The organism is Undibacterium sp. FW305-107 (assembly GCF_058788535.1).
On the sequence record NZ_JBYTAV010000004.1, the window covers coordinates 500,554 to 524,934 of the forward strand.

Below are 24,381 nucleotides of genomic sequence, written 5' to 3' on the forward strand. Positions count from 1 at the left end.
AAAAGATCTTTGGGCATGTCTGAATTACCTGCAATGCCAGCCAATCAAACACCGTGTGAAACGGAGCTGGAAATATTGCAGCGCAGTCATGCCCTGTTATCCAATTTCTCACGCTGCCTGCCAGGCATGTTTTACCAATTCCGGCGCTACCCTGATGCCCGTTTTTGCCTGCCTTATGCCAGTGATGCCGTAGAAACTTTTTTTGGCGTCAAGGCAGAACAATTACGTGAAGATGCCAGCTTCATGTTTGCCAAAATCCATCCCGACGATCTGCCAAAAATGATCGCGGCAGTGCGCAAATCCTTTGCCGAACTCAGCCCCTGGCATCAGGAATACCGCATCATTTCTACCGGACAGCCAGACCGCTGGGTAGTCGGTGACGCCACCCCTGAACAACTGCCGGATGGCAGTGTGCTCTGGCATGGCTTTCTCAGTGACAATACCGAACGCAAACTGACCGAGCAAAGATTGCTGGCTGCTGAACGCCAGCGCAGCCTGGTCATGAAGGCCTCGAACCAGGGTCTGTATGACATCAATCTGCAAACTGGCGAAGGCAGCTTCAGCCCTGAATATTTGCAGATGCTGGGTTACGAACCTGGTGACTTTGGTCACCCCCAGCAATTCTGGGATTATTTTTGGGGCACGGGTGTCCATCCTGATGATGTGGTAAACCTGAAGCGCGCCTATAAGGCTCATGCAGCGGCACAAGGCGGCGCAGATTACCATGCCGAATTCAGGCAAAAAAACAAGACCGGTGAATGGCGCTGGATCATGTCACTCGGCAGTATTGTCGAGTGGGATAGCAAGGGCAAGCCTTTGCGCATGGTTGGTACCCATATCGATATCACCGAGCGCAAGCAAACCGAGGAAATGCTGAGGCACAATCAGGAACTGCTCAAGTCCAACAAGAACCGCTACAAGGAACTGGCCAGGGAACTGGAGATCCTGATCACCAATGCGCCGGTAGGCATCATGTTTGTCAGCGATGGTGTCATCGTCAGGGCCAACAAGGCACTGGCAGAATTATGCCGCTTCCCCAATGCTCAGGCCATGATAGGGGTGAAGACCAGCTTTCTGTATCAAGGGCCGGACGATTATGAGGCGTTCAGTGCCAAAGTTGCACCTGGCCTGCAGGCCGATGAACTGGTCGGGCTGGAATGGCAGTTACGCCGATTTAATGGTGAGTCTTTTACCGGCCGTGTGGCCGGACGCGCCTTGCCAACAGAAAGCTATGTGCGCGGTGCTGTCTGGATGATAGAAGATGTGACCGAGCAGAGAACGACGCTGGATGCCTTGCGCACCAGTGAACAACGCCTGCAAAGATTGATGAATTCCAGCCTGATCGGGATTATCCAGGGCAATGAAGCAGGCCAGATACTGGATGTGAATGATGTGTTTACCCAGTTCAGCGGCTATGACCGCGACTATCTGCTGACCCGCGATAATTTGTGGGACACCCTGTTATCACCGCAGGATTTGAAGATTTGCCAGCAAGCCTATAGAGACCTGATACAGACCGGCACCACCGCACCTTTCGAGATCATGTTATTGCAAGGCGGGAATATAGGCCTGCCTATTCTGGTCGGCCTCAGCCATCTGGAAAATTCAGAACGCGGCTGGGTTGCGTTTGCCATGGATATCAGCGACAGGTTGCGCATGAACCGCTTGAAGACGGAATTTATTTCCGTCGTCAGCCATGAGTTGCGTACCCCGCTGACTTCGATACGTGGTTCGCTGAGTTTGCTGGAATCCGGCGTCAGCGGCGTATTGCCCAAGCAGGCTGAGCACTTGATACGCATCGCCCACAACAACAGCAAACGCCTGATCACCCTGGTCAACGATATTCTGGACATGGACAAACTGGCCAGCGGCAAGATGATCTTCCGCTCAGAAGCACTGGATCTGGTGGCGCTGGTACAGAATGCGCTGGAGTTGCATATGTCGTATGCCAGCTCGCTCAAGGTCAGCCTGGTACTTGACCATCATCCACAACAAGCCTGGATACTGGCCGACCATGACAGGCTCATGCAGGTGATGGCAAACCTGATTTCCAATGCGGCCAAATTCTCGCGTGAAGGTGAGACTGTTTTATTGCGCGTGTTTGGCAAAGGCCCGCGGTATCGTGTCGAAGTCAGGGACAGGGGCGTAGGCATAGCACCAGAATTCCAGGAACATTTGTTTGAACCATTTACCCAGGCCGACGGCACGGATACACGACAAAAGGGCGGCACAGGTCTGGGCTTATCCATCACCAAGGCCATGCTGGAAAAAATGCATGGGCAAATCGGTTTTGTCAGCACGCCGGGTCAGGGTTCGACTTTCTGGTTTGAATTTGATGTGTATCGCTGACTAGACAAAATATTGCAGTCTGTATTCTGAAGGTGTCAGATTCACCGCCCGTTTGAATGCGCGGCGAAAACTGCGGCTGTCTGAATAATGTAATTGGGCAGCGATATCATCCAGACTCATGCTGGTCGTGCGTAAATAATGTCTGGCTTTTTCCATGCGCAGGCTTTCGGCAATTTGAAAGTAAGAACAACCTTCGCGCACCAGCAAGCGGTGCAGGGAGCGTTCACTGATGCCCAGTGCCTGTGCCAGTTCTGGCACGCTGCGGTAATCACATTGCAGGCTGACCAGTTTGTGCAAGAGGCTTTGCCTGCCCGTCAAACCGACTGACGCCAATTCTGCATCACAGCGCATTTTGCTGCTGGCTGCCAGGTCGGGATCGGGGTTGATCAATAAGGTATTGAGTGCGCTGTTATTGACGATGATGCAGCTGACATCGGCACCATAGACGACAGGGCAACCAAAAAAATCTTCGGCCACAGACCGGCTGGCCTGCCGGTTGCCACGCAACTCCACCCTTTCGATTTGCAGGGCAGCACCACACAGGGCACGGCTGACATTGATGGCGGTTGCCAGGTGATCTGCATCAAGAAAATCCTGCAGCTCAACATCATCAAACAGAGGGCGGGCTGTCAGCACCGATGTGCGTTCCCCAGGTTCCAGCTGCAATTGCACCATGGCACCGGCGATCAACTGGTATTCCAGACCAAAATGCATGGCATCTGACAATGTTGCCTGCGCCAGCATGCCGCTCGCCATCGCACCCAGTGCAGGCAGGGACTTGCGTGCACCGGACAATATCCCAAGGTCTGCGCCGCCGTGATAACGCGCCTGCAACAAACTTTCCCTTGCTTGTAGGTAGCTGATACGCACATCTTCAGGTGGGCGACCATCTGCATTCAGGCTCAATGCCGGGAACATATCCTGCAGATGCCAGTCACGCTCGCGGCCTATCGCCAGCAAACCCGAGAAAGGGTGAGCCGGGAATACTGCATCCTGTACTGAGAGCACTTTGTTGTTCATCTGCGCATTCGCTGCAAGGTGGCAGGATTTGTCCTTACGTTCCGGAGTCTGAAGATTTAATATCCTAAGCTACACCGAAACATAGAATTCGGCAATACTGTAAAAACCAATAATATTAAAGAGACAATATATGACAACAACTGTACCCGACTACATCGTCGTGGGTGGCGGTTCCGGCGCTTGTGCCGTTGCTGGCCGTCTGACGGAAGACCCTGCTCTGCACGTGACCTTACTCGAATCTGGTGGCAAGGGCGACAGCTGGGTGGTGAATACGCCGGCGGGTGTGGTCGCCATGTTGCCGACCAAACTGAATAACTGGGCATTTGAAACCGTGCCGCAACCCGGCCTGAATGGCAGGCGCGGTTATCAGCCTCGCGGCAAGATGCTGGGTGGCTCGTCGGGTATCAATGCCATGGTGTATATCCGTGGTCACAGGCAAGATTACGATCAGTGGGCAGCACTCGGCAATACAGGCTGGTCTTTTAATGAAGTCTTGCCCTACTTCAAGAAGTCAGAAAACAACGAGACCCATGGCGGCCATTATCATGGTCAGTCTGGTCCCTTGCATGTCAGTGAATTGCGTAGCGACAATCCCTACCAGCAAATTTATCTGGAAGCGGCCCGTCAGGCTGGCTTTAATATCAATACCGATTTCAACGGCGAAGAGCAGGAAGGTGTGGGCATCTACCAGGTCACCCAGCACAATGGCGAACGCTGGACAGCAGCACGCGGCTACCTGCATCCGCATATGGGTAAGCGCAATAATCTGCAGGTGGAAACCGGCTGTCATGTAACGCGCATATTGTTTGAAGGCAAACGCGCCATCGGTGTTGAATACAGGCAAGGCGGACAGTTGAAAACCCTGAAAGCAGGCAAGGAAGTTTTATTGGCAGCAGGTGCTTTCCAGACCCCGCAATTGCTGATGCTGTCTGGTGTGGGTGATGGTAAGGCCTTGCAGGCCATGGGTATACCGGTAGTACACGACTTGCCTGGCGTAGGCCAGAATTTGCAGGACCATCCTGACTTTGTTTTCAAATACCGTGCCAAGAGCCTTGATCTGCTAGGTGTATCCGCTGGTGGCAGCCTGCGTATGGTGAAAGAGTTCAGGCGTTATCAAAAGCAGCGGCGTGGCTTGCTGACTTCAAATGGTGCTGAAGGCGGCGGCTTCCTGAAGACCGATCCTGGTCTGAGCGCACCCGACATACAACTGCATTTTGTGCTGGCCATGCTGGACGACCATGCACGCAAGCTGCACCTGGGTCATGGCTATTCCTGCCACATGTGCCTGTTACGGCCTAAGAGTGTCGGTGAAGTGACGCTGGCCAGCAAAGACGCCATGGCGGCCCCCCTGATCAACCCGCGCTTCCTGGAGCACCCGGATGATATAGAAAGCATGGTCAAGGGTTTCAAACTCACGCGCAAACTGATGGATGCACCAGCGCTGGTGGCAGCACGCACCAGTGATTTCCAGACGGCGAATGTACATACTGATGATGAGATACGCGCCGTCTTGCGCCAGACCAGCGACACCGTGTATCACCCAATAGGCACTTGCAAGATGGGCGTGGATGCCATGGCCGTAGTCGATCCGCAATTGCGCGTGCATGGCATGACAGGTTTGCGTATCGTCGATGCCTCCATCATGCCTACCTTGATCGGTGGCAACACCAATGCCCCTACCATGATGATAGGGGAAAAGGCAGCGGATATGATCAGGGCTGCCTTGTAGTTGCAGCTGTCGCCGTTGTCGCCAGGCTGGGCGCTGACAAGGCTGGTCTGGCCTGTTCAAAGGCATAGCCCATGTTCAGCAATTTCGCATCTGACCAGGCACCTGCAAACAATGACAGACCAACAGGCAAACCCCTGACCTGGCCCATGGGCACGGTCAGGTGTGGGTAACCGGCAATCGCTGCCGGGCTGCTGGAACTGCCTTCAAGAACGTCACCGGCCTTATAGTCGATGAGCCAGGCTGTGCTGGTAGTGGGTGCAATCAAGGCATCAAGTTTGTATTTTTTCAGTACAGCATCGATACCTTGCTTGCCAGCCCGCAGCTTGATGCGGGCACTGGCCTGGCGATAGGCAGCATCGCTGAGCTTGCCCTTGGCTTGTGCCTGCTCCATCAATTCTTGCGCAAAATAAGGCATGACGGTATCTGCATGCTGCTTGTTGAAGGAGATCACGTCCGCCATCGTGCGGGTCTTGACTGAGGTTGGCGCCTTCGCCAGATAGGCGTTCAGGCCAGCCTTGAATTCATACAGCAAGACCGTCAATTCATCTTTATCCAGCTCTTCCAGATAAGGCAAATCTATCTGGTCAACGACGGTGGCACCTTGTGCAATCAGGATAGCCAGGCTCTGGTCAAACAAGGCCTTGGTCTCGGTATCGTAGCCATCCACCAGCTTGCGTACTATACCCAGGCGCTTACCCCGCAAGGCCGTGGTTTGCAAGCCCGCCGTATAGTCCTTGCTGCGGTGGCGATTGGCTGTGCGGGTGGCGGGGTCTTGCTCATCGCTGCCAGCCATGACATTCAATAACATGGCGGCATCGCGCACGTTCAGGGTCATGGGACCAGCCGTATCCTGGCTATGGCTGAGGGGGACTATGCCGGTGCGACTGACCAGGCCTATGGTGGGTTTCAAACCCACCAGGCCATTCACGGATGCGGGGCAAACGATGGAGCCATCGGTTTCTGTACCTATGGCGGCCGGTATCAGACGTGCGGCCACGGCGACTCCTGAGCCAGAGCTGGAACCGCAAGGGCTGCGCTCAGGTGCGTAGGGATTGCGGGTTTGTCCGGCTACACTGCTCCAGCCACTGGTGGACTGGGATGAACGCAGGTTCGCCCATTCACTGAGATTGGCTTTGCCAAGGATGATGGCACCGGCTGCACGCAGACGTGCGACCACGGGCGCATCCTGCGCTGCCAGGTTGTCTGCCAGTGCCAGCGAACCAGCCGTTGTTACCATGCCCTGCACGGCGATATTGTCTTTCAGGAGCAGGGGCAAACCCGCCAGGCTGCCACGCGGCTTTTGTTTTTGATCTGCGTGATCTGCAGCCAAAGCGTCTGCCCTGGCCTTGGGATTGCGCGTACTCACTGCCTGTAGACCAGGGTTATACATTTGTATGCGCGCATCATAGAGATCAAAGATTTGACTAGCAGTGGTTTTACCTGTCTGCAAATCTTGCGCCAGTTCATGCAGGGTTTCGCTGGCACTGGCGTACTGCCCGTGTAACAAAGGCAGAGCAACAAGAAGACTGAGCTTGCGTTTGCAAAAGTAGATAGCCATGAAAAATATCTCTTATATCTCTAATGTCAGAATGGAATAACTTGCCTGCTCAGGGCAACGCTGATGATATAGGCAAAAACCAGGATGGCGGCGATGAACGCAGCCGTACGTATGGCGGGTGTCTTGCCACGTTTGAGGGCTAACGTGCCGAGCACGATATACAGTATCAGGGCGAATAATTTGGCTGTCAGCCAGTTTTGCTGGAAGGGATACTGTCCGCTCAATACCGCCAGCGTCAGAGCGCTAGCCAGCAAGACCGTATCGATCACGTGCGGCAGGATTTTCACCCAGCGCTTGCCCAACATGGCAGAGTCGCGCATTTTCCAGAAGCCGCGTAGCAGGAACAGGCCGCCACTCAATCCCACGCAAGTCAGGTGCAGGTGTTTAATGGCGAGATAGCTGATGGACATGGTGGATTTCGTTTCCGTGACAGATTTTGTGTCTGCCATACTAACCGAAAGCCGTCTTTTTTGTCGCAGGATGCGGTGGCAAAGCGATACCGTCTGCACAACTATCCATTACACTGATGCATATCAACATTTACTGAAAGAAAGCCTGCATGAATTTCCTCAGCCTTACATCCCAAGATGGTGCCACTGCAAAAATTGCCAGTCAGGGCGCGCATATATGTTCCTGGATACCTGCAGGCGGGGTTGAGCAATTATTCATGAGCGAGACTTCGGCTTTTCAGGATGGGGTTGCCATCCGTGGCGGCGTACCTGTGGTGTTCCCGCAGTTTTCCAATCAGGGGACTTTACCCAAACATGGTTTCGCCCGTACTTCTGAATGGAAACTTTTGCAGTCCGGCCTTCTGGAAAACGGTGCCGCCCAAGCCGTGTATGAACTGAAGGAAAACATTGCCCGTCTGACTATCTGGCCCTATGTATTTCGCGCAGAACTGCGGGTCAGCATACTTGGTAATAGCCTGCAAATAGCGCTGGAAATACACAATACCGGTGACACCAATTTCAGTTTCAGCACCGCCCTGCATACCTACCTGGCCGTGCAGGATATCGCGGATGTCAGCCTGCATGGTCTGCAAGGCCTGCATTATCGCGACACTGTCACGGGCACCGATAATTGTCTGGAAGCTGATCCCTGCCTGCGCATCAGCGGTGAAACCGACCGTATCTATGGCCATGTCCCGGCACTGCTGGAATTACGCCAGCCACAGCAAAACACCCTCATACGCAGCAGCGGCTTTGCCGATGCCGTGGTCTGGAACCCCGGCGCAGGCGCGGTCAAGATCAATGACCTGCACACTGGTGGTGAAAAAAATATGCTGTGTGTAGAGGCGGCGACGATATTGCGCCCCATCATCCTGGCGCCGGGTGATAGCTGGAGCGGCAGCCAGACGCTGACAGTCGCTGCAGTGCACAATTGACAAGCGATTACATTTAACACATAGTTAGAATCGAACAGGTTTACTGTAGTTCGCTTCAAATGTCGCCTATCTTTATTACAAAATAGCTGCAACTTTATCTATTTCCATAAATCATATCCGTCAGGTGTAATCCGCCCGGCGGATTTATTATTTTTGTACCCCGAAATCATAGAAGGATTTTATGCATCAACTACGCTCTGGCATGCAGCTTTCACTCAAACCTGTTTTGCGCGCCTTGATACTGGGGGGTGTCTTCCTGTTCACCGCCCCTGCTGCGCTGGCAGACAATCTGCCGAAAGGCGTCAGCCAGGTCAGCAGCGTGGAAGGGATTACCGAATACCGTTTGCCAAATGGCTTGCGCGTATTGCTGATGCCGGATGCATCCAAGCCTACCGTCACTGTCAATGTCACTTACCTGGTTGGTTCACGTCATGAAAACTATGGCGAAACCGGCATGGCGCATTTGCTGGAACACTTGATGTTCAAGGGCACGCCGACCAACCCCAAAATCACCGATGACTTCAATAAGCGTGGCATGCGCATCAATGGCACCACTTCCCTGGACCGCACGAATTATTTTGAACTGTTCCAGGCCAGCGATGAGAATCTGAAATGGGCGCTGGAAATGGAAGCCGACCGCATGGTTAATTCCAATATCGCCAAAAAAGATCTCGACACCGAGATGACGGTAGTGCGTAATGAATATGAACGTGGTGAAAATTCACCCGGCGCAGTGCTGATGAAACGCATGCAAAGCATCGCCTTTGACTGGCATAACTATGGCAATTCCACCATAGGTAACCGCAGTGACATAGAAAACGTCAAGATAGAAAACCTGCAAGCCTTTTACCGTAACTACTACCAGCCAGACAATGCCGTGCTATTGGTGGCGGGTAAATTTGAAGCTGAAAAAGCCTTGCAATGGATCAATGCATCCTTTGGCAAAATCGCCAAACCTACCCGCAGCCTGCCACAGTTCTGGACCACAGAGCCGACACAGGATGGTGAACGCAGCTTTGTCGTACGCCGCAAAGGTGACAGCCAGATGGTAATGATCGCCTATAAAGTACCAGCCGGCTTGCACCATGACCGCGATGCCCTGAGTTATGCCGGCAGCATACTGGCCAGTGCCCCGCATGGCCGCCTGCACAAGCAACTGGTGGAAACTGGCAAGCTGGTACAAGTATTTTCAAGCAGCATGGGCCAGGTTGAACCTGGTCTGAGCATCATCGGTGCCATCGTCAAGAAAGGTGAATCTGTCGATGCCGCCAGGGATGCGCTGCTGGCCAGCATAGAAGACTTCAAAAACAACCCACCGACCAAGGAAGAGCTGGAGCGCCAGAAACGCGACAATGCCAACTTCTATGAGAAACTGCTGAACAACCATGAATCCATAGGCGTCAGCATGTCTGAATACATCGCTGCGGGTGACTGGCGTTATCTGTTCAAGGACAGGGATGATGCTGGCAAAGTTACCTCTGAAGAAGTCACTGCCGCTGTGAAAAAGTATCTGGTGCGCGACAACCGTACCGTCGGCACGTTTATCCCGGAAGACAATCCACAACGTGCCGAAATACCGGTGGCACCAAGTATGGCTGAAGTCATGAAAGACTTCAAACCCAAGGCCGCGACACTGACTGGTGAAGTATTTGACCCATCGCCAGCAAACATCGACAAGCGCACACAGCTAAGCAATATCGGCAATCTGCAAGTGGCACTACTGCCTAAAAAGACCCGTGGCGAAACGGTGAATGTCTCCCTGAATTTGCATTGGGGTGACGAAAAAACCCTGTTTGGCAAAGCAACGGCCATGGGTTTTACAGGCGGCTTGTTGTCAACCGGCACCAGCAAATATTCACGCGCCCAGTTAACCGATGAAATGTCCAAACTGAAAATGAGTGGTGGCCTGTATTCATTCCAGACCACCAGGGCTAATTTACCAGCGGCACTGGAACTGGTGGCACATGTCTTGAAAGAAGCCAACTTCCCGGAAAGCGAATTCAAACAATTGAAAGAAAGAGCCCTGGTAGGTGCCGAGGCTGCGCGCAATGAGCCTTCCGCCGTTGCCAGCCGCGCCCTGGCGCAGCATTTCAATACCTATCCCAAAGGCGATGTGCGCGCTGCCCTGACACTGGATGAAACACTGGAAGCCATACGCAATGTCAAGCTGGAAGACATCAAGGCTTTCCATAAGGATTTCTATGGCGTCTCCAAAGGTGAATTGTCCATCGTCGGTGATTTTGATGTGGACAGCACCAAACAGACCGTCGCCAAGGTATTTGATGGCTGGACAAGCAAGACTCCTTACAGTCGCCTGGTCAGCAAACGCGAAGAAATACCTGCGGTACGCAAGACTTTCAACACGCCTGACAAGGAAAACGGCGTCTATTCCAGCCGCATGAATCTGAGTCTGCGTGAAGATGATGCTGACTTCGCGGCACTACGCGTGGCCAATTATATTTTTGGTGGCGGCGCTGGCATGAACTCGCGCGTCATGGAACGTATACGTCAAAAAGATGGTCTGTCTTATGGTGGCGGTTCCAGCCTGACTGCAGGTGAAATTGACCCGGTAGGTAGCTTCAGTATCAGCGCCACGGCAGCACCACAGAATCTGGAAAAACTGGAAATCGCCGTCAAGGAAGAACTGACACGCGCCCTCAAGGATGGCTTCACAGCCGACGAACTGGCCAAGGCCAAATCCGGACTCTTGCAACAGCGGGTACAGGGACGCAGCAGCGATGGCGCAGTAGCCAGCGGCTGGAATAGCAATCTGTATCTGAAACGCACCTGGGCCTGGTCACAAGCCATGGACGACAAGATACAGGCGTTGACGGTGGAACAGGTGAACGATGCCTTCCGCCGTTATATAGATCCGGCCAAAATGAGTGTCTTTATTGCTGCGGATGAAGCCAAGGCCAAGGCGGCTGTCGCTAAATAAGTTTTTCTTTGCCTTTCAAGCGGAAGTATTAAATTTCCACTTGAAAGGCCTTTAAGAAAGCTTAGCCCTTCCAGCTTCTTTGCAAGCCAGTATCAGTATGTATCCAGCCGCCCTGTGCGGTCTGGCGGTAATAAAAGCCGACGCCACCCTGGCGGAAACTTTGTATCAGTTCGCCCAGGATTTCTTCATGTAGCTGGGGGATGCGGATGTCGGCAGCTTTACCGTCCATATGCAGGGATTTGCGGGCTGCCGGTACGCCTTGCTCAATCAGACGCGTATTGGAAGCCTGGGTACGGTAGCCAGACAGTATTTCCAATGGCCTGGTCATGCCGAAACGGGCAATATAGGCCTGGGTTGCCCACAGGGTTTCCAGCAGTTTGGGGTCGATAGGGGCAGTTTCCTTGCCATTGACGTCGCGCAACAGGTGGCATAGTTGCTGGTAGGCAGATTCCAGCACTTCGCCGTCTTTCCAGTAAAGTATCTTGCTGCGCTCGCCGGTGGCAGGGCGGATCAGGTCCATGGTGCGGGGTTTGACCCAGAACTCTATGTCCAGCGCCTGTGAATCAAACAAGTCAGGTGGTGGGGTTGGCTGCGCGTGTTTTTCAGTACCGCTGTCGGCTGCATGCAGGACGGTATGCGTGCCGGTCAATCCGGCGGTACCGAGCAAAAGCCCTTTCTTTAATAACTGGCGGCGTGTAAGTGTCATTCTTGGATTCTTGATTGATAAAATAAAAACCAGCTTAGTGCATATCGTCATGATAATCAAAACCTCGCGCTTTATCCGGCAAATTTACGCTTGGTCACACAGAAATTGCATTCTGTCTTTTTGGACAGTGATCTCCATACAAAACAACATTACACTAGAACTCATCCAATAACTCTTATTACAAAACGATATCATGATCAAATCTTTAGGATGTCTGACGCTGTTGGCAGTCTTGCTTGGCGGCTGTGAAGTCAGGGTCAAGGGCGATGCCATCAAGGGCAGTGGCAAGCTGATCACCGAACAACGTGCGGTCACTGAATTCAGTGCCATCGAAAATTCCGGCTTCTTTGATGTCATCGTCACCAATGGTGCGGCTGGTACGGCGGCAGCAGTTGAGGTCAGTGGTGACGACAATCTGGTGCCGGAAATTGAAACTGTGGTCGAGAACAAGGTCCTGATCATACGCAGCAAGCGTAAATCCTACAGTTTTACCTGGACTAACCGTCCGGGAACGATCAGAGTCACCGCCGCTGGTTTGAACCGCATTAATAATAGCGGCAGTGGTGATATGGAAGTACGCGACTTGCAGACAGACAGCCTGGCATTGAACCTGAACGGTTCTGGTGACCTGAAAATCAGTGGCAAGGTCAATTCCTTGAAGCTGATTGCGAATGGCAGTGGCGATATGGACTTGCAGCAATTGCAAACCGGCAAGGCCGAAGTAGAAATTCATGGTTCGGGTGATGCTCATATGAGCACTGTCAGCCAGTCGCTGGATGCCAATCTGAACGGCAGTGGCGAACTGAGCGTGGACAATCTGCAATCTGTTCCCGTCAAGCTGGTACAGCACGGTTCATCCGATGTGAAGCTGGGCGGCACGATCAAGGCGCTGGAACTGGACATGTCTGGCTCTGGCGATGTGCAGATCCAGGACATCAAGGCGGAGCAGGCCACCATACGCAGCAATGGCCCGGGTGAATTAAACCTGAGTGGCGAAATTGGGTCCCTGACGCTGACCAGCAGTGGCTCTGGCGATATCAATGCCGACCATTTGAAAATCAAGGATTTGCAGATCGTCAACAATGGCCCATCGAACCAGAGCTATCGCAGCATCACAGGTGTATTCAAATTGGAAAATTCCGGTTCTGGTGACTTTGATGTGGAATTGCAATCTGAAGCAGCGCTGGAAGTGATGATGAACGGCCCGGGAGAAACCCGTCTGAAGGGCACAGCAAAAAGCCTGAGTGCCAGACTGACTGGCAGCGGCGACTTGCATGCCCGTGACTTATTGCTCGACAGTGCCAGCATCAAGGTGACTGGCCCTGGTGAAGCCGAAGTGAATGTCAAGAAAGCTGGCGGCTCCCGCGTTGTCAAGATAGATAGAAATGGTGTAGCGAATTAAACAAGGCTGCACAAAACAACGCAGCCGCAGATAACAAAGGGTTCATGCATGAACCCTTTTTTGCGTCTTTCATCATCGTTGTGTTTGCCATATTTAACATGGATTGTGGGCTGCAAACCCTAATCAGGACTCGGGTCAACAGTCAAAGCAGGTAATTTGCGCTAAGATAAAGCGAGTGATTCCAGCCCAGATACCATGCCAAGTTATTCGCGCTTCCTGTCCTGCATCCTGCTGGTCTGTGCTGGCTGGGTCAGTGTGGCGAATGCACAAGCCAGGCCCGACGTCGTGTTGTTGATGAGTGAAGAACTCGATGGCAAAGGGGCCGTCATCCCATTGTCTGGCGAAGTCATGGAATTGCTACGCTATCTGGAGCAACATACGAAGTTGAAATTTGAAGTGCGACGCTACCCCTGGAAAAGGGCGGTGGAAAACGCCGCCATGGGCGAAGGCCTGATCTTTGGTATTTCCAAAACCCGCGAACGTCTGCGCAGTTTCAAATTCAGTACCCCCATCTTTACCGACCAGGCTTTGCTGGTGACATTGTGCCGTGCAAAATTCAATTTCAATACGATCAATGATTTGAAAGGCAAGACCATAGGGATAGTACGCGGCACCAGCTATGGAGAAGAATTTGACAGGCTCAGCAATGTCTTGTTCAAGGTCGAGGACGACACCAGTAATAACCTGGGGCGTTTCAAAAAATTGAGCATGCGCCGCATGGATGCATTTTTGCTGTACAGCTCCAGTGCCCATATTGGCCGGCTGGAAAACTATTTCAATCAGCAATATGCGGCTGAGTTTGGCGACAAACAGGCAGACGGTAAATTATTTTGCATACTGCCCAAGCCGGTATCCTCGATGGATATCCATATTGCCATGCGACCTGACGGTGATGCCAGCCTGCTGCAAAAAATAGACAAGGCTATTTTGCAGGGACATCAGGATGGTGAACTGGCGCGCATTTACTCGCCCAAATAAACGATGCTGAAACTCAGCTCGGGTCAAGCACAGACTCAAATTATGCGGCCACCCTTGTATTGATGCCGTAATACCAGGCGGCTGCTCGCGACCAGGGTATTCAAGCCCAGTATCAGCTGTATCAAAACATGTCCTGGTAAACCCCAGACTTGCCCCTTGGGCGGCGTGCTGCGGGTCACAGCAGTCAGCACCGGCGCCACCCATTGCGCCTCTTCTGTCAAATCCAGCAAGACATCCCCATCGGAATTGGTATGCAGGTAAAGCTCACCGCCATGAACCAGGGTCAGACAGATACCTTGCCCGGTGGTTGGCTTATCACCCAGGGCTTGCTGCAATTCGCGGTGTTGCAAGTCCATCCATGCTTCTACATCAAGCGCGGTTTCCAGGGATATCCACGGATGCTCTTGCAAATCAGGAGCTGGATCAGATTGCTGGTTTTCATTAAACATCATCTTGCTTCTTTAATACTTTCTTTGCCGCCGTTTTCGTGCACATGCAATTTGCCTGGCTATTGGGCTCAAGCCGCATTCTGACACAAATATCCGCGATTCATCGTAATCAGGAATCTACCGGATTTCAAAGAAAATAAAAACGTATTCTTGGCACCTGAAGTGTAATGCCAGTACTTCGCCGATGCTATTGACCAGTTATTTGATCATGAAGATGAGAGATACAACAGCCAGGTTTATCGAAAGAGGCAGTGTCAGCTTGTTGAAATGAACGCACGATTGCGTCGTGAGCGGAGAAATTATTCAGGCAAGATTTGATGCACTGTCAAAGGGAGGTGCTAACAGGCAGTTTATGAATGTTCAAGCTGAGCCTTCCGCAAGCTAGAGATGCACTTGCGGAAGCCAGCGAACAATTACTTCAAGGTCCAGGCAAACGCCAGCGTATTCCAGCCTGGCGTGGCACCGACCTGGAAGCGGCATGCCTTCAGGGCACGCAAGGATGCCTTGTCGAGTTTACGGAAACCGCTGGAGTCAATAATTTTTACATCGATCACTGTACCTTTGTCATTGAGCAGGTAGTTGAGCTTGACCAGACCCTGCTCTTCATCATTCAATGTACGTTCATCATAACTTGGGGCCTCGCAACCAGATGCGGCAAATGCCTCGTTGGCTTCCATGGCAAAAGCAGGCACGGTGACCAGGGCAAAAGCCAGCGTGGTGACTAAGGCATACAGACGGAAATGTGGGGACATAATAAACTCCTCGGGTTATATCAATAAATTAGCGGCTGCGCCATGGTATTTGCTACGTATTCGCTATGATTTGTGCATCGATGAATTGAGCTAATCACGGGCAGATGGATGCAATATACGTCGCAAGCACTTCGCTAAAAAATCAATAATTCGTATAGGCATTATTTCCAAAATACATAATGCTCACGATGCATTTATTTGGTGCGGTAAGCTGATTTGCTTTACTCAAAAAAATCTCTATGCTTGTGCAAATTCTGCCGAAAGGCCCGCCAATATTGCGTTTTCTCTTCATGTTGGTGCAAAAAATATTGCCTGATCCCGGAGAAATATTTTTCATATTTTTTTGTAACAGATCGACATTTGCGTGACTTTTTTCATTTCCCGGCAACTGAGATATCACGCAGACATGCCTCATGCCTTAGAACTCATTTCATAAAAAGGGGAAAATGCGTTCTAGTATTTATTTTCCCAACTGTGCAGAAAAACTGCTCTTACGAAATTCTTACGCAGGTGCGATAAATTCACTTTTTTTAACATCCCTTGCGCTTTCAATTTCAGGGTGGTGAGCTATTCTGCATATTGGCGTCATACGATGCCTGCTCAAAGATGTAGCCTCCAGACGTTCCCACATTTGACACCCGGTCTTTATTAAAACCGGGTGCTAACCTGACCGCAACGATGATTTTTTATTCAAACTTTAAGGAATAACATCATGGCCGGCACTGTCTCAACACAAGCAAATACCGTCATCGTCAACCCATATAGTGGTGACTACAGAATAGATGTGCTGCTGCCATCTGCAACGGCACGCTGGAATAATGGCAGCGCCGTAGGCACGGCAATCGAAGTCAGCTACAGCTTCATGAGCAGCGCACCAGATTATGCGCAAGACTCTGATAAAAAGGGTTTCAGTACCTTTACCGATGAGCAAAAAATCGCTGCTCGCAAAATCTTTGATTTGATTTCCCAGCAATTTGGTATTACCTTCAAAGAAGTGACAGACACCGCCAGCAGCTATGGCTTTATACGACTGGGCAATAATGCCCAGGGTGCCACCAGTGCCGGTTATGCGACTTACCCGGATACTGCGGACACCAAGGCCAGCGGCGATATTTATCTCAACAATGAAGTCAGCGACAATCTCAGCAATATCAATCCCGGCACCAATAGCTGGGCCACACTGGTTCATGAAATTGGCCATGCCATAGGACTCAAGCATCCGGGCAATTACAATGCCGGTGAACCAGCATCAACGACGGCAGATAATTTTCTGGCAGCGGCTGAAGACAGTGAAATGAATACCGTGATGTCGTATGTGAAGGCACCGCAAGGCCAGGAAAGGGATTTCTTCGGAAAGTTTGATTACCTCGCCCTGAAATACCTGTATGGCGGCAAGGCTTACAATGCCGATGCGACGACTTACAATCTGACTGACACTGATGGCCGCCTGCTCAAGATCATCAATGACACAGGTGGTGTGGATACCATCAACCTGTCTGCCCTGACCGTTGCTGCCAGCATCAACCTTACCCCCGGTGCCAGCAGTTCTGTTGGCAGGTTGGCCAGTGACACGGTGTCGCAAAATAATTTGTCGATCGCCTTCGATACCATCATAGAAAATGTCGTTGGCACGCGCTTCAGTGATGTCATGACGGGTAACAGCGTTAACAACCGCTTTGAAAGCAATGGCGGTGGTGACACAGTCGATGGCGGTGCCGGCTTTGACCTGCTCATCATCAAGGAAAACCGCGCCACGTTCACCATACAAAAAACTGCGACAGATGTCAGCTTTCGCAATACCAGCACCAGCGATATCACCTCTATCATCAATGTGGAAAGAGTACAACTGAACGACAAGATGGTGGCCTTTGATCTGGAAGGCAATGCAGGTCAGATGTACCGGCTGTACCAGGCTGCATTTGACCGCAAACCCGATGCAGCAGGACTGGGTTACTGGATCGCTGATATGGACAAGGGGTCCAGTCTGCTGACGGTAGCAGCTGGTTTTTTCCTGTCACCCGAATTTCAGAAACTGTATGGTGCCAGCCCGTCAACCACGACACTGATTACCAATTTTTACCAGAACGTTTTACACCGTGCACCAGACCAGGCTGGCTTTGATTACTGGAACAAGGAACTCAGTTCCGGCGTCAGTACCCCTGCCAGCGCACTCGCCAGTTTTTGCGAAAGTGCAGAAAACAAGGCACAGGTATTGGGCTCCATACAAAACGGGATTGAATATAATCTGTGGCTGGGCTAAGCCTGCACAAAAACAAAAGGCGCAGAGTTCAACAACTCTGCGCCTTGTGGATAAGCTTCAGATTAGCGGCTTATTTGATTTGCTTCACTTCCAGACCTTGTTTTTCCAGCAATTCGATAATGCTATTGGTGCCAGATAAATGTCCTGCACCCACCACGATAAAGAGTTTTTTACCTTCGGATAGTAAGCCCAGGATTTTTTTGGTCATGCCCTGATTGCGGTCATCCAGCAATAATTTCATGAGTTTTTTAGAGCCGGCATCCTTGCTGGCTGCTTCTTGCAGGATTCTTGCCAGGCCTTCGGCATCGCCGGTCTTCCACGCGCTGATCATGCCTGCGGTTTCACGTAGGGTATCACCGCTCTTTAATCCTTCCAGCGTTTGTGCCAGCATGGCGTCCGCGTCTTCATCGGCCAGACCACCCAGCACACTGGCTTGAAATGCCGTGCTTTCCAGTTCGATGATATCTTTCTTATCCTGCTTGGCCCGCAAGACATAGTGCAAGTCCACACCCTTGGAAGCATCATAACCTTGCTGCCTGAAAACACCAATACTGAGCGCGGTCGCGACGATGGTAGGTTTCAGGCTCTGGAATTGTGCGGCAGCCGGGCCTACCATGGATTGCAGGCTTTCCCAGGTGGTTTTCTTGATGTGGTTTTCCAGTTTGTCTGGTGCCGCATAGGTAAAGAAAGGCATGGCTTTTTCAGCGGCTTTGGTATCGGTTGTATCAACTTCAACTACCAGGGTGTCTGCCTGCTTATAGGCAGCTTCTACTGCTTCCGGCAGGGGATAGAAACTGGCTTTGGCGAGATGGATGGAACCAAACAGATAGGCAGTATTTTTTTCTGATTTAACTTCCCAGAAAACGCCTTTGGCCGGAGTTTCTGCCTGGGCCTGAGCATTGCTGGCGGCAATCACCAGTCCAAATGTGGCCAGACATCTGAGCGTTAGCTGAGCAAGTGTAGTCTTGAATTTCATCTTCATTATTTCCATGTAATTATCTGGTCTGGTTCTGATCTGGTTCTGGTATCGCGCCAGGCGGCACAGGATACCAGAAAGTACGCGCGCTGCTCATAAACGGCAGTGGGCGTCAGGCTGTATCCGTTTAATATAAGCTCGCACGCTGCCTGGCTGGCAGCTCGCTATCGTACTTTTGACCATCGACCTCGGCATTGGTCAGCGCGGCCAGTATGCTGCCAGGACTAGGTATATCAGGTGCAATGTCAGCCCCAAGGCGTTGCCACAATTTTGAACGTAGAATGGCACGCGCACATTGAAAATAGACGGTATCAACGTCTATGCGCAGCACGCATTTGGGTGGCTTGCCGTCAACCGCCAGTCTGCTCAGCAAGGCAGGATCAACCGAAATTGCAGCCTTGCCATTGACACGCAAAGTCTCACCTACACCGGGGATCAGGAACAAGAGGCCGACTTGCGGATCAAACAGGATATTGCGCAAACTATCAACCCGGTTATTGCCACGCCGTTCAGGCAGCAATAAAGTCTTTTCATTTTCGACCACGACAAAGCCAGGTGCATCGCCTCTGGGTGAAGCATCAAGACCATCGGGGCCACGTGTGGCAAGTACCGCAAAAGGCGAAGCCTCTATCATGGCACGGTAATGGGGATGGATATAAGGTACTTCTTTTTTGATGGAAGCGGCACCGACTGTATCAAACAGGGCTTCCAATTGTTCGCTGCTGGTGATCTGGTGAGGGGATAAATTCGACATGGAGATGAGAAGTAAGTAAAGGTAAGCTGTATCAATTAAATGTGAATTGAAGAAATATCAGTCATCAATTTTTTCCTATGACTGGTGCTTTGCGCCAGTCGGCGCGGGCCTGCAATAATGCGCGCTCTATGAAGCCTTCTTTATGCAATTTCTCCAGTTGTTTATTGAATGCTGGCAGATGAATGGCACATGGGCTTTGCGCGACAAAACCAAACAGGTTTTGTGAGTCGATCAAGAAAGGTTGCAGAGGGATGAGCTTGTCATCGATATTCGCCGATGCCATATAAGCCTGACCGGCATGATAGCCGGTGATCACGTAATCAAAACGATTCGCCAGCAACATATTGAATGCGGTTTCCAGATTATCAGCCTCGCTGACATTCAGGCGATTGTCCATGAATTCATCAAACATGGAGCCAAAGCGATTGCCGCGTGCGATGCCGCCACGCAAGCCTATCAAATCTTCCCATTTGGCAAATGGCGGAGGGCGGTCTTTTTTAACAAAGGCGGCCACAGGATTGTTCAGCACCAGTTCACTGAATAGCAAAAAACTGCGGCGCTCCGGTGTGATTTTGAGAGTGGTGATGATGTCTATGTTACCGCTTTGGGCGGCATTCAACACACGCTTCCACGGTCCCAGATAGCGCAGTTCATAGGGCAAACCCAGGTCAGTCAGGATGCGGGTAATAATGACGATACTGGCACCACGCAACTGCTTGCCATCATACCAATGCAAAGGAGGGTAGGCAGGATCTGCCGAAACTATCACACGCTCGCAACTGCCACGTGCCATTGCTGGCAGCGTGAGCATGGTGCAGAATATGAAAATAAGCAGGCTAAGCAAACGGTGCATAAATCACTTTTGCAAAATATCTGGCTAATTAGTTCTAGCTATTGGGGTAATCAAAATACATACCTCATGAGCAATATTAGCATTTTTGCTTGGTCAACAGCTCAAAATGCACCAATTCAGACCATTATTCCCTGGGTTTGCTCAATAAGGCCTTTAAACCTGCCAGTCTTTCCTTGGGTGTCATGACTTCACCTTCGGCAGGCACAGCGTCGCCTTCATCAAGTTTCATTTCCTTGATAAAGCGGGAAGGGTCGCAATGTACCTGCACACCAGCACGCTTGCGTTTTTTGCACCAGGTAATATGCAGGCTGCGCTGGGCACGGGTAATGCCTACGTACATCAGACGGCGCTCTTCTTCTATACGTGCGGCATAGGTCTCTACCGGCGCATCAGGGTCACCCTTGTGCGGCAAGATACCTTCTTCCACGCCGACCAGAAATACATGGGGATATTCCAGCCCCTTGGAGGCATGCAGGGTGGACATGCGTACTGCATCCGGTTCTTCATCCTTGCCTTCCATCATGGTCATCAGGGCCACCATCTGGGTCAGGTCGAGCAGGCTGCGGTGATCGTCGTTACCATCCTTGCCGCCACTGCCCTTGGTTTTCAACCACTGTGTAAAGTCGAGCACGTTCTGCCATTTATTTTGTGCGGCACGGTCTTCAAAACTATCGTAGAGATAGCCTTCGTAATTGATTTCTTTCATGAGGTCATCCAGCAATTCGCTGGCATGGCCTTCCCTGTGGGCATGGGCCTCGACCTGGTTGATGAAAGTACAGAAATTGCGCAATGGCCGTAACTGCTTGTCAGGCAGCTTGGCTTCTATGCCACCTTTGAAAACGGCGGCAAACAGCGAGCATTGCCATTGCCCGGCAAACTCGCCCAGCACTTCCAGCGTGGCCAGACCAACGCCGCGTTTGGGTGTGGTAATGGCGCGGATGAAAGCCGGGTCATCATCTTCATTGGCGATCAGGCGCAGATAGGCAATGATGTCCTTGATCTCGGCGCGGTCAAAGAAACTCTGGCCACCGGAGATGGTGTAAGGAATACGCTCACGCCGCAATGCCTGCTCAATGACGCGCGCCTGGTGATTGCCGCGATACAAAATCGCGTAATCAGAATACTTGGCCTGGCGCTCGAAGCGGTGGGCAGAGATCATGATGGCGACTTGCTCAGCCTCTTGTTCATCATCCTGCATGCCCAATACCTTGACCGGATCACCGAGGCCATGTTCAGACCACAGCGACTTTTCAAACAGCTTGGGATTATTGCCGATGACGGAATTGGCAGCCTGCAGGATGCGGGTGCTGGAGCGATAATTCTGTTCCAGCTTGATGATTTCCAGATTCGGGAAATCCACTTGTAGGGTCGTCAGGTTTTCTATGGTGGCCCCGCGCCAGGCATAGATAGCCTGGTCGTCATCACCCACGGCAGTAAACATGGGCTTTTTGCCCACGCCTGTGACCAGCAATTTTACCAGTTCATACTGGCAGGTATTGGTGTCCTGGTATTCATCGACGAGCAGGTAACGCAGGCGACGCTGCCATTTGTCGCGCACCTGTTCATTACTGCGGAACAGCTCTACCGGCAAACGTATCAAATCATCAAAATCGACAGCCTGATAAGCAGACAGGGTGGCGACATAGCTGCGGTAAACTCTGGCGGCAATTGCCTCGTCTTCATCCTGTGCCTGCTTCAATGCAAGCTCAGGGTCGACCAGGCCATTCTTCCACAAAGACATGGCAGTCTGTATGCGCCGTATCAATTGCTTGTCGGTGGTGATTGCCAGATCCTGCACCAGTGAAAAACAGTCATCGCTGTCCATGATGGAAAAACGGTCTTTCAAGCCCAAAGCCTGTGCTTCCTGCCTGAGTATCTTCACCCCCAGCGAGTGAAAGGTCGAAACCGTCAACTGCCTGGCCTGACGCGGCTCAGCCAGCAGCTTGGCGATACGTTCCTGCATTTCCAGCGCGGCCTTGTTGGTAAAGGTCAGGGCGGCGATATGTTTTGGATCATAGCCATGCAGTTCTATCAGATTAACGATTTTCTGGGTAATCACCCGCGTCTTGCCCGAGCCCGCCCCGGCCAGCACCAGGCAAGGGCCGTCCATATAATTGACTGCATTACGTTGGGGGGTATTCAGACCATGAGACATAAGGGGAAACGGAGCTTATCCGCAAAAACTTGCAGGCGCTATTGTAGCCTGCAATAGCAATGGAACCTTCTTCAACTCAAGCAATTAGCTTGCGCTCTATGTGAGCATACGTACAGATGAACCAGCGACACTTGAGCAACAATGTATATCTTTGTGAATTCGCTATGAGAATAGCGCTTTTGTTGCCAAAAAGATAGAAATAAAGGCTAGACAATTGGATAAGCTAAGACTATTCTCTAACTCAGGAGGATGCCTTTTATGAAAGACCAAAAATCTGCTCGTATCCTGCTGGTGGATGATGAAGAAAGAAATATTCGCCTGCTTGAAGTACTCTTGCATGCTGAGGGTTATTCTACCCTGAGTGCGAATAATGGGCGCGATGCACTTAAAGTTGCAGCGTTCGCGCAACCTGATCTTATCCTGCTCGACATCATGATGCCGGGCATGGATGGTTTTGCCACCGTTGCAGAACTCAAGGCCAATCCCCTTACCCAGCCCGTGCCTGTCATCATGCTGACTGCACTCGATGACCGTACATCCAAACTGCGCGCCCTCGAAGCCGGTGCCGAAGAATTTTTAACCAAGCCCATAGACCGGGCTGATCTCAGCGTGCGCGTGCGTAATCTCTTGCGTCTCAAGGAGTATGGTGATTTCCTGACCGACCATAACCGCATACTGGAAAGCCAGGTGGTAGAACGCACTGCCCAATTGGAAGACGCTTATCGCGATACTGTATTCACGCTGGTGCGTGCTGCCGAGCACAAGGATGAAGAAACCGGTCATCATGTGCGTCGTATCAGCTATTATTGCCGCGCCCTGTCAGAAGCCATGGATTTGCCTGGCGAATTTCATGATGCGATTTTCCAGGCCAGCCCCATGCATGACATAGGCAAGATAGGCATACCAGATCATGTCTTGCTGAAACCCGGCAGCTTCAACCACGATGAGTGGAATATCATGCGCACCCATTGCGCACTGGGTGCCAGCATACTGGCCAGTGGTACTTCACCGTATACTGAAATGGGTGCAGAAATCGCCCTGAATCATCATGAACGCTGGGATGGCACAGGTTATCCAAATGGACTCAAGGGTGAAGCCATCCCCATCGCTGCCAGGGTCATGCAAATTTGCGATGTGTATGATGCCTTGCGCAGCCGCCGTCCCTACAAACCCGCACTTGATCATGAACGCGCCATGAGCATCATTATCGAAGGTGATAGCCGCACCCGGCCCGAACATTTTGATCCAGACGTATTGTCTTGCTTTGTGACAGAGGCAGGGCGCTTTGCCGCCATTTACGACAAGCATGCCGATGCCTGAAGCGCAACGTCCTGCCATTCTTCTGATCGACGATGATGTCGATCTTTTGCAAGCTTTATTACGATTGCTCAGGCCTTTGCAACACCCCATGCTAAGCGCCAAAGATGCCAGTGAAGCACAAGGCATTATGGCGCAACACCATGTCGGCGTATTGATCTGCGAACCGCGCGATCAGCGTGCTGCCGCATTCCTGATTGCTGCCAGGGAAAAACATCCTGATGTCGTACGTTTGATATTGACTGGTTACCCGGATCTGGACAGCGTGCTAAGAGCCGTCAACCAGGCACATCCTTTCAAGCTATTGGTGAAACCTTGGCTCAATGAAGAATTGCTGGCGACAGTCAATCAGGCGCTGACGCAATATGTAGTGAACCGTGAACGCGAGCGCTTGTTGAAAGAATACAACGGTATACTCAGCAACGCAGAAACAGCCCATGCTTTTCGCACGCTGGAAGCACTCATGCACTCCATACACAAGGACATGGCCATAGATGCCATAGATAATCTGCCCATGGGCGCATGCCTGCTGGTCAATGGTGTGGTCAGCAGACTTAACCGTACTGCCATCCGCGTTCTCAAAGAACTTGATCAAGTACAGATTAATGTAGGTACGCTGGCAGAAGAGTTACCGGCAGCATTGCAGGAAGCTTATGGCGCAGTGCGCAAGCAACGCTTGCAAACACGTCTGGCTGATCAGCAGAGACTGGATTATTTCGTGCTGGACCTCAGCGCAGGTACACTCATTGCATTTGCCCCGGAACCCAGACTGGGCAGGCCGCCTGATTATTAAGCCTTATT

The 24,381-nt window shown here is 51.7% G+C and carries 19 protein-coding genes; 9 read left to right on the top strand and 10 right to left on the bottom strand.

All coding sequences use genetic code 11. The annotated features are described in order from the left end of the window. The first annotated feature begins 15 nt into the window (after positions 1-15). Positions 16-2,349 (top strand): PAS domain-containing protein, encoded by a 2,334-nt coding sequence (locus AC3WQT_RS11720; protein WP_492704067.1) that lies wholly within the window; start codon positions 16-18, stop codon positions 2,347-2,349. On the opposite strand, the gene AC3WQT_RS11725 is transcribed toward AC3WQT_RS11720, so the two are convergent. Next, positions 2,350-3,369 (bottom strand): helix-turn-helix transcriptional regulator, encoded by a 1,020-nt coding sequence (locus tag AC3WQT_RS11725; protein ID WP_492704069.1) that lies wholly within the window; start codon positions 3,367-3,369, stop codon positions 2,350-2,352. 130 nt (positions 3,370-3,499) lie between these two features. On the opposite strand from AC3WQT_RS11725, the gene AC3WQT_RS11730 reads away from it, so the two are divergent. Next, complete coding sequence (locus AC3WQT_RS11730) at positions 3,500-5,098, top strand: GMC family oxidoreductase (protein ID WP_492704071.1); 1,599 nt, start codon at positions 3,500-3,502, stop codon at positions 5,096-5,098. Here the strand turns inward: AC3WQT_RS11730 and AC3WQT_RS11735 are convergent. Continuing rightward, positions 5,082-6,656, bottom strand: a complete 1,575-nt coding sequence (locus AC3WQT_RS11735) for an amidase (protein ID WP_492704073.1) — start codon at positions 6,654-6,656, stop codon at positions 5,082-5,084. The genes AC3WQT_RS11730 and AC3WQT_RS11735 overlap by 17 nt on opposite strands. A 26-nt stretch (positions 6,657-6,682) precedes the next feature. Then, positions 6,683-7,066, bottom strand: a complete 384-nt coding sequence (locus AC3WQT_RS11740; protein ID WP_492704074.1) for a SirB2 family protein — start codon at positions 7,064-7,066, stop codon at positions 6,683-6,685. Positions 7,067-7,215: 149 nt separating this feature from the next. Between AC3WQT_RS11740 and AC3WQT_RS11745 the strand changes: the two genes are divergently transcribed. Together AC3WQT_RS11745 and AC3WQT_RS11750 are read left to right on the top strand one after the other, a co-directional pair. Further along, the gene (locus AC3WQT_RS11745; protein WP_492704076.1) at positions 7,216-8,040 is read left to right on the top strand and encodes a D-hexose-6-phosphate mutarotase; all 825 of its coding nucleotides are present in this window, start codon (positions 7,216-7,218) and stop codon (positions 8,038-8,040) included. Positions 8,041-8,221: 181 nt separating this feature from the next. After that, complete coding sequence (locus AC3WQT_RS11750; protein WP_492704078.1) at positions 8,222-10,978, top strand: M16 family metallopeptidase; 2,757 nt, start codon at positions 8,222-8,224, stop codon at positions 10,976-10,978. Between the two features lie 61 nt (positions 10,979-11,039). On the opposite strand, the gene AC3WQT_RS11755 is transcribed toward AC3WQT_RS11750, so the two are convergent. Then, on the bottom strand, positions 11,040-11,684 hold the full coding sequence (locus AC3WQT_RS11755) for a YcbK family protein (protein WP_492704079.1): 645 nt from the start codon (positions 11,682-11,684) through the stop codon (positions 11,040-11,042). Positions 11,685-11,877: 193 nt separating this feature from the next. Here AC3WQT_RS11755 and AC3WQT_RS11760 point away from each other — a divergent pair, with 193 nt between their 5' ends. Further along, a complete protein-coding gene (locus AC3WQT_RS11760) occupies positions 11,878-13,086 on the top strand; it encodes a GIN domain-containing protein (protein ID WP_492704081.1) in 1,209 nt (402 codons plus the stop codon). 195 nt (positions 13,087-13,281) lie between these two features. Then, positions 13,282-14,064, top strand: a complete 783-nt coding sequence (locus AC3WQT_RS11765; RefSeq protein ID WP_492704083.1) for a substrate-binding periplasmic protein — start codon at positions 13,282-13,284, stop codon at positions 14,062-14,064. A gap of 35 nt (positions 14,065-14,099) precedes the next feature. Here the strand turns inward: AC3WQT_RS11765 and AC3WQT_RS11770 are convergent, their stop codons facing one another. Both AC3WQT_RS11770 and AC3WQT_RS11775 read right to left on the bottom strand, forming a co-directional pair. Next, positions 14,100-14,516: a hypothetical protein gene (locus AC3WQT_RS11770; protein ID WP_492704084.1), complete on the bottom strand. Its 417-nt coding sequence runs from the start codon at positions 14,514-14,516 to the stop codon at positions 14,100-14,102. A 410-nt stretch (positions 14,517-14,926) separates the two neighbouring features. Further along, the gene (locus AC3WQT_RS11775) at positions 14,927-15,265 is read right to left on the bottom strand and encodes a TonB family protein (protein WP_492704085.1); all 339 of its coding nucleotides are present in this window, start codon (positions 15,263-15,265) and stop codon (positions 14,927-14,929) included. Between the two features lie 712 nt (positions 15,266-15,977). Here AC3WQT_RS11775 and AC3WQT_RS11780 point away from each other — a divergent pair. Continuing rightward, positions 15,978-17,525: a DUF4214 domain-containing protein gene (locus AC3WQT_RS11780; RefSeq protein WP_492704087.1), complete on the top strand. Its 1,548-nt coding sequence runs from the start codon at positions 15,978-15,980 to the stop codon at positions 17,523-17,525. Positions 17,526-17,595: 70 nt separating this feature from the next. On the opposite strand, the gene AC3WQT_RS11785 is transcribed toward AC3WQT_RS11780, so the two are convergent. The 4 genes from AC3WQT_RS11785 to AC3WQT_RS11800 all read right to left on the bottom strand — a co-directional run bounded on the left by AC3WQT_RS11785 (position 17,596) and on the right by AC3WQT_RS11800 (position 22,263). Continuing rightward, a complete protein-coding gene (locus tag AC3WQT_RS11785; protein WP_492704088.1) occupies positions 17,596-18,501 on the bottom strand; it encodes a TraB/GumN family protein in 906 nt (301 codons plus the stop codon). 127 nt (positions 18,502-18,628) lie between these two features. Then, a complete protein-coding gene (locus tag AC3WQT_RS11790; RefSeq protein ID WP_492704089.1) occupies positions 18,629-19,255 on the bottom strand; it encodes a pyridoxamine 5'-phosphate oxidase family protein in 627 nt (208 codons plus the stop codon). Positions 19,256-19,319: 64 nt separating this feature from the next. Then, positions 19,320-20,108 carry a substrate-binding periplasmic protein gene (locus tag AC3WQT_RS11795; protein ID WP_492704090.1) on the bottom strand — a complete coding sequence of 263 codons (789 nt, stop codon included), beginning with the start codon at positions 20,106-20,108 and terminating at the stop codon, positions 19,320-19,322. 124 nt (positions 20,109-20,232) lie between these two features. Then, a complete protein-coding gene (locus AC3WQT_RS11800) occupies positions 20,233-22,263 on the bottom strand; it encodes a UvrD-helicase domain-containing protein (protein ID WP_492704091.1) in 2,031 nt (676 codons plus the stop codon). A 258-nt stretch (positions 22,264-22,521) separates the two neighbouring features. Here AC3WQT_RS11800 and AC3WQT_RS11805 point away from each other — a divergent pair, with 258 nt between their 5' ends. Beyond that, complete coding sequence (locus AC3WQT_RS11805; RefSeq protein ID WP_492704092.1) at positions 22,522-23,583, top strand: response regulator; 1,062 nt, start codon at positions 22,522-22,524, stop codon at positions 23,581-23,583. Next, positions 23,570-24,373, top strand: a complete 804-nt coding sequence (locus AC3WQT_RS11810; protein ID WP_492704094.1) for a response regulator — start codon at positions 23,570-23,572, stop codon at positions 24,371-24,373. The genes AC3WQT_RS11805 and AC3WQT_RS11810 overlap by 14 nt, the downstream gene beginning before the upstream one ends. Positions 24,374-24,381 lie beyond the last annotated feature (8 nt).

What these genes read in the sequence shown, in the direction of transcription:
- AC3WQT_RS11795 (WP_492704090.1), bottom strand. Translation starts at nt 20,108, where the DNA reads ATGCACCGTTTGCTTAGCCTGCTTATTTTCATATTCTGCACCATGCTC.
- AC3WQT_RS11750 (WP_492704078.1), top strand. Translation starts at nt 8,222, where the DNA reads ATGCATCAACTACGCTCTGGCATGCAGCTTTCACTCAAACCTGTTTTG.
- AC3WQT_RS11730 (WP_492704071.1), top strand. Translation starts at nt 3,500, where the DNA reads ATGACAACAACTGTACCCGACTACATCGTCGTGGGTGGCGGTTCCGGC.
- AC3WQT_RS11800 (WP_492704091.1), bottom strand. Translation starts at nt 22,263, where the DNA reads ATGTCTCATGGTCTGAATACCCCCCAACGTAATGCAGTCAATTATATG.
- AC3WQT_RS11775 (WP_492704085.1), bottom strand. Translation starts at nt 15,265, where the DNA reads ATGTCCCCACATTTCCGTCTGTATGCCTTAGTCACCACGCTGGCTTTT.
- AC3WQT_RS11740 (WP_492704074.1), bottom strand. Translation starts at nt 7,066, where the DNA reads ATGTCCATCAGCTATCTCGCCATTAAACACCTGCACCTGACTTGCGTG.
- AC3WQT_RS11760 (WP_492704081.1), top strand. Translation starts at nt 11,878, where the DNA reads ATGATCAAATCTTTAGGATGTCTGACGCTGTTGGCAGTCTTGCTTGGC.
- AC3WQT_RS11720 (WP_492704067.1), top strand. Translation starts at nt 16, where the DNA reads ATGTCTGAATTACCTGCAATGCCAGCCAATCAAACACCGTGTGAAACG.
- AC3WQT_RS11745 (WP_492704076.1), top strand. Translation starts at nt 7,216, where the DNA reads ATGAATTTCCTCAGCCTTACATCCCAAGATGGTGCCACTGCAAAAATT.
- AC3WQT_RS11805 (WP_492704092.1), top strand. Translation starts at nt 22,522, where the DNA reads ATGAAAGACCAAAAATCTGCTCGTATCCTGCTGGTGGATGATGAAGAA.
- AC3WQT_RS11725 (WP_492704069.1), bottom strand. Translation starts at nt 3,369, where the DNA reads ATGAACAACAAAGTGCTCTCAGTACAGGATGCAGTATTCCCGGCTCAC.
- AC3WQT_RS11755 (WP_492704079.1), bottom strand. Translation starts at nt 11,684, where the DNA reads ATGACACTTACACGCCGCCAGTTATTAAAGAAAGGGCTTTTGCTCGGT.
- AC3WQT_RS11770 (WP_492704084.1), bottom strand. Translation starts at nt 14,516, where the DNA reads ATGATGTTTAATGAAAACCAGCAATCTGATCCAGCTCCTGATTTGCAA.
- AC3WQT_RS11765 (WP_492704083.1), top strand. Translation starts at nt 13,282, where the DNA reads ATGCCAAGTTATTCGCGCTTCCTGTCCTGCATCCTGCTGGTCTGTGCT.
- AC3WQT_RS11790 (WP_492704089.1), bottom strand. Translation starts at nt 19,255, where the DNA reads ATGTCGAATTTATCCCCTCACCAGATCACCAGCAGCGAACAATTGGAA.
- AC3WQT_RS11785 (WP_492704088.1), bottom strand. Translation starts at nt 18,501, where the DNA reads ATGAAATTCAAGACTACACTTGCTCAGCTAACGCTCAGATGTCTGGCC.
- AC3WQT_RS11735 (WP_492704073.1), bottom strand. Translation starts at nt 6,656, where the DNA reads ATGGCTATCTACTTTTGCAAACGCAAGCTCAGTCTTCTTGTTGCTCTG.
- AC3WQT_RS11810 (WP_492704094.1), top strand. Translation starts at nt 23,570, where the DNA reads ATGCCGATGCCTGAAGCGCAACGTCCTGCCATTCTTCTGATCGACGAT.
- AC3WQT_RS11780 (WP_492704087.1), top strand. Translation starts at nt 15,978, where the DNA reads ATGGCCGGCACTGTCTCAACACAAGCAAATACCGTCATCGTCAACCCA.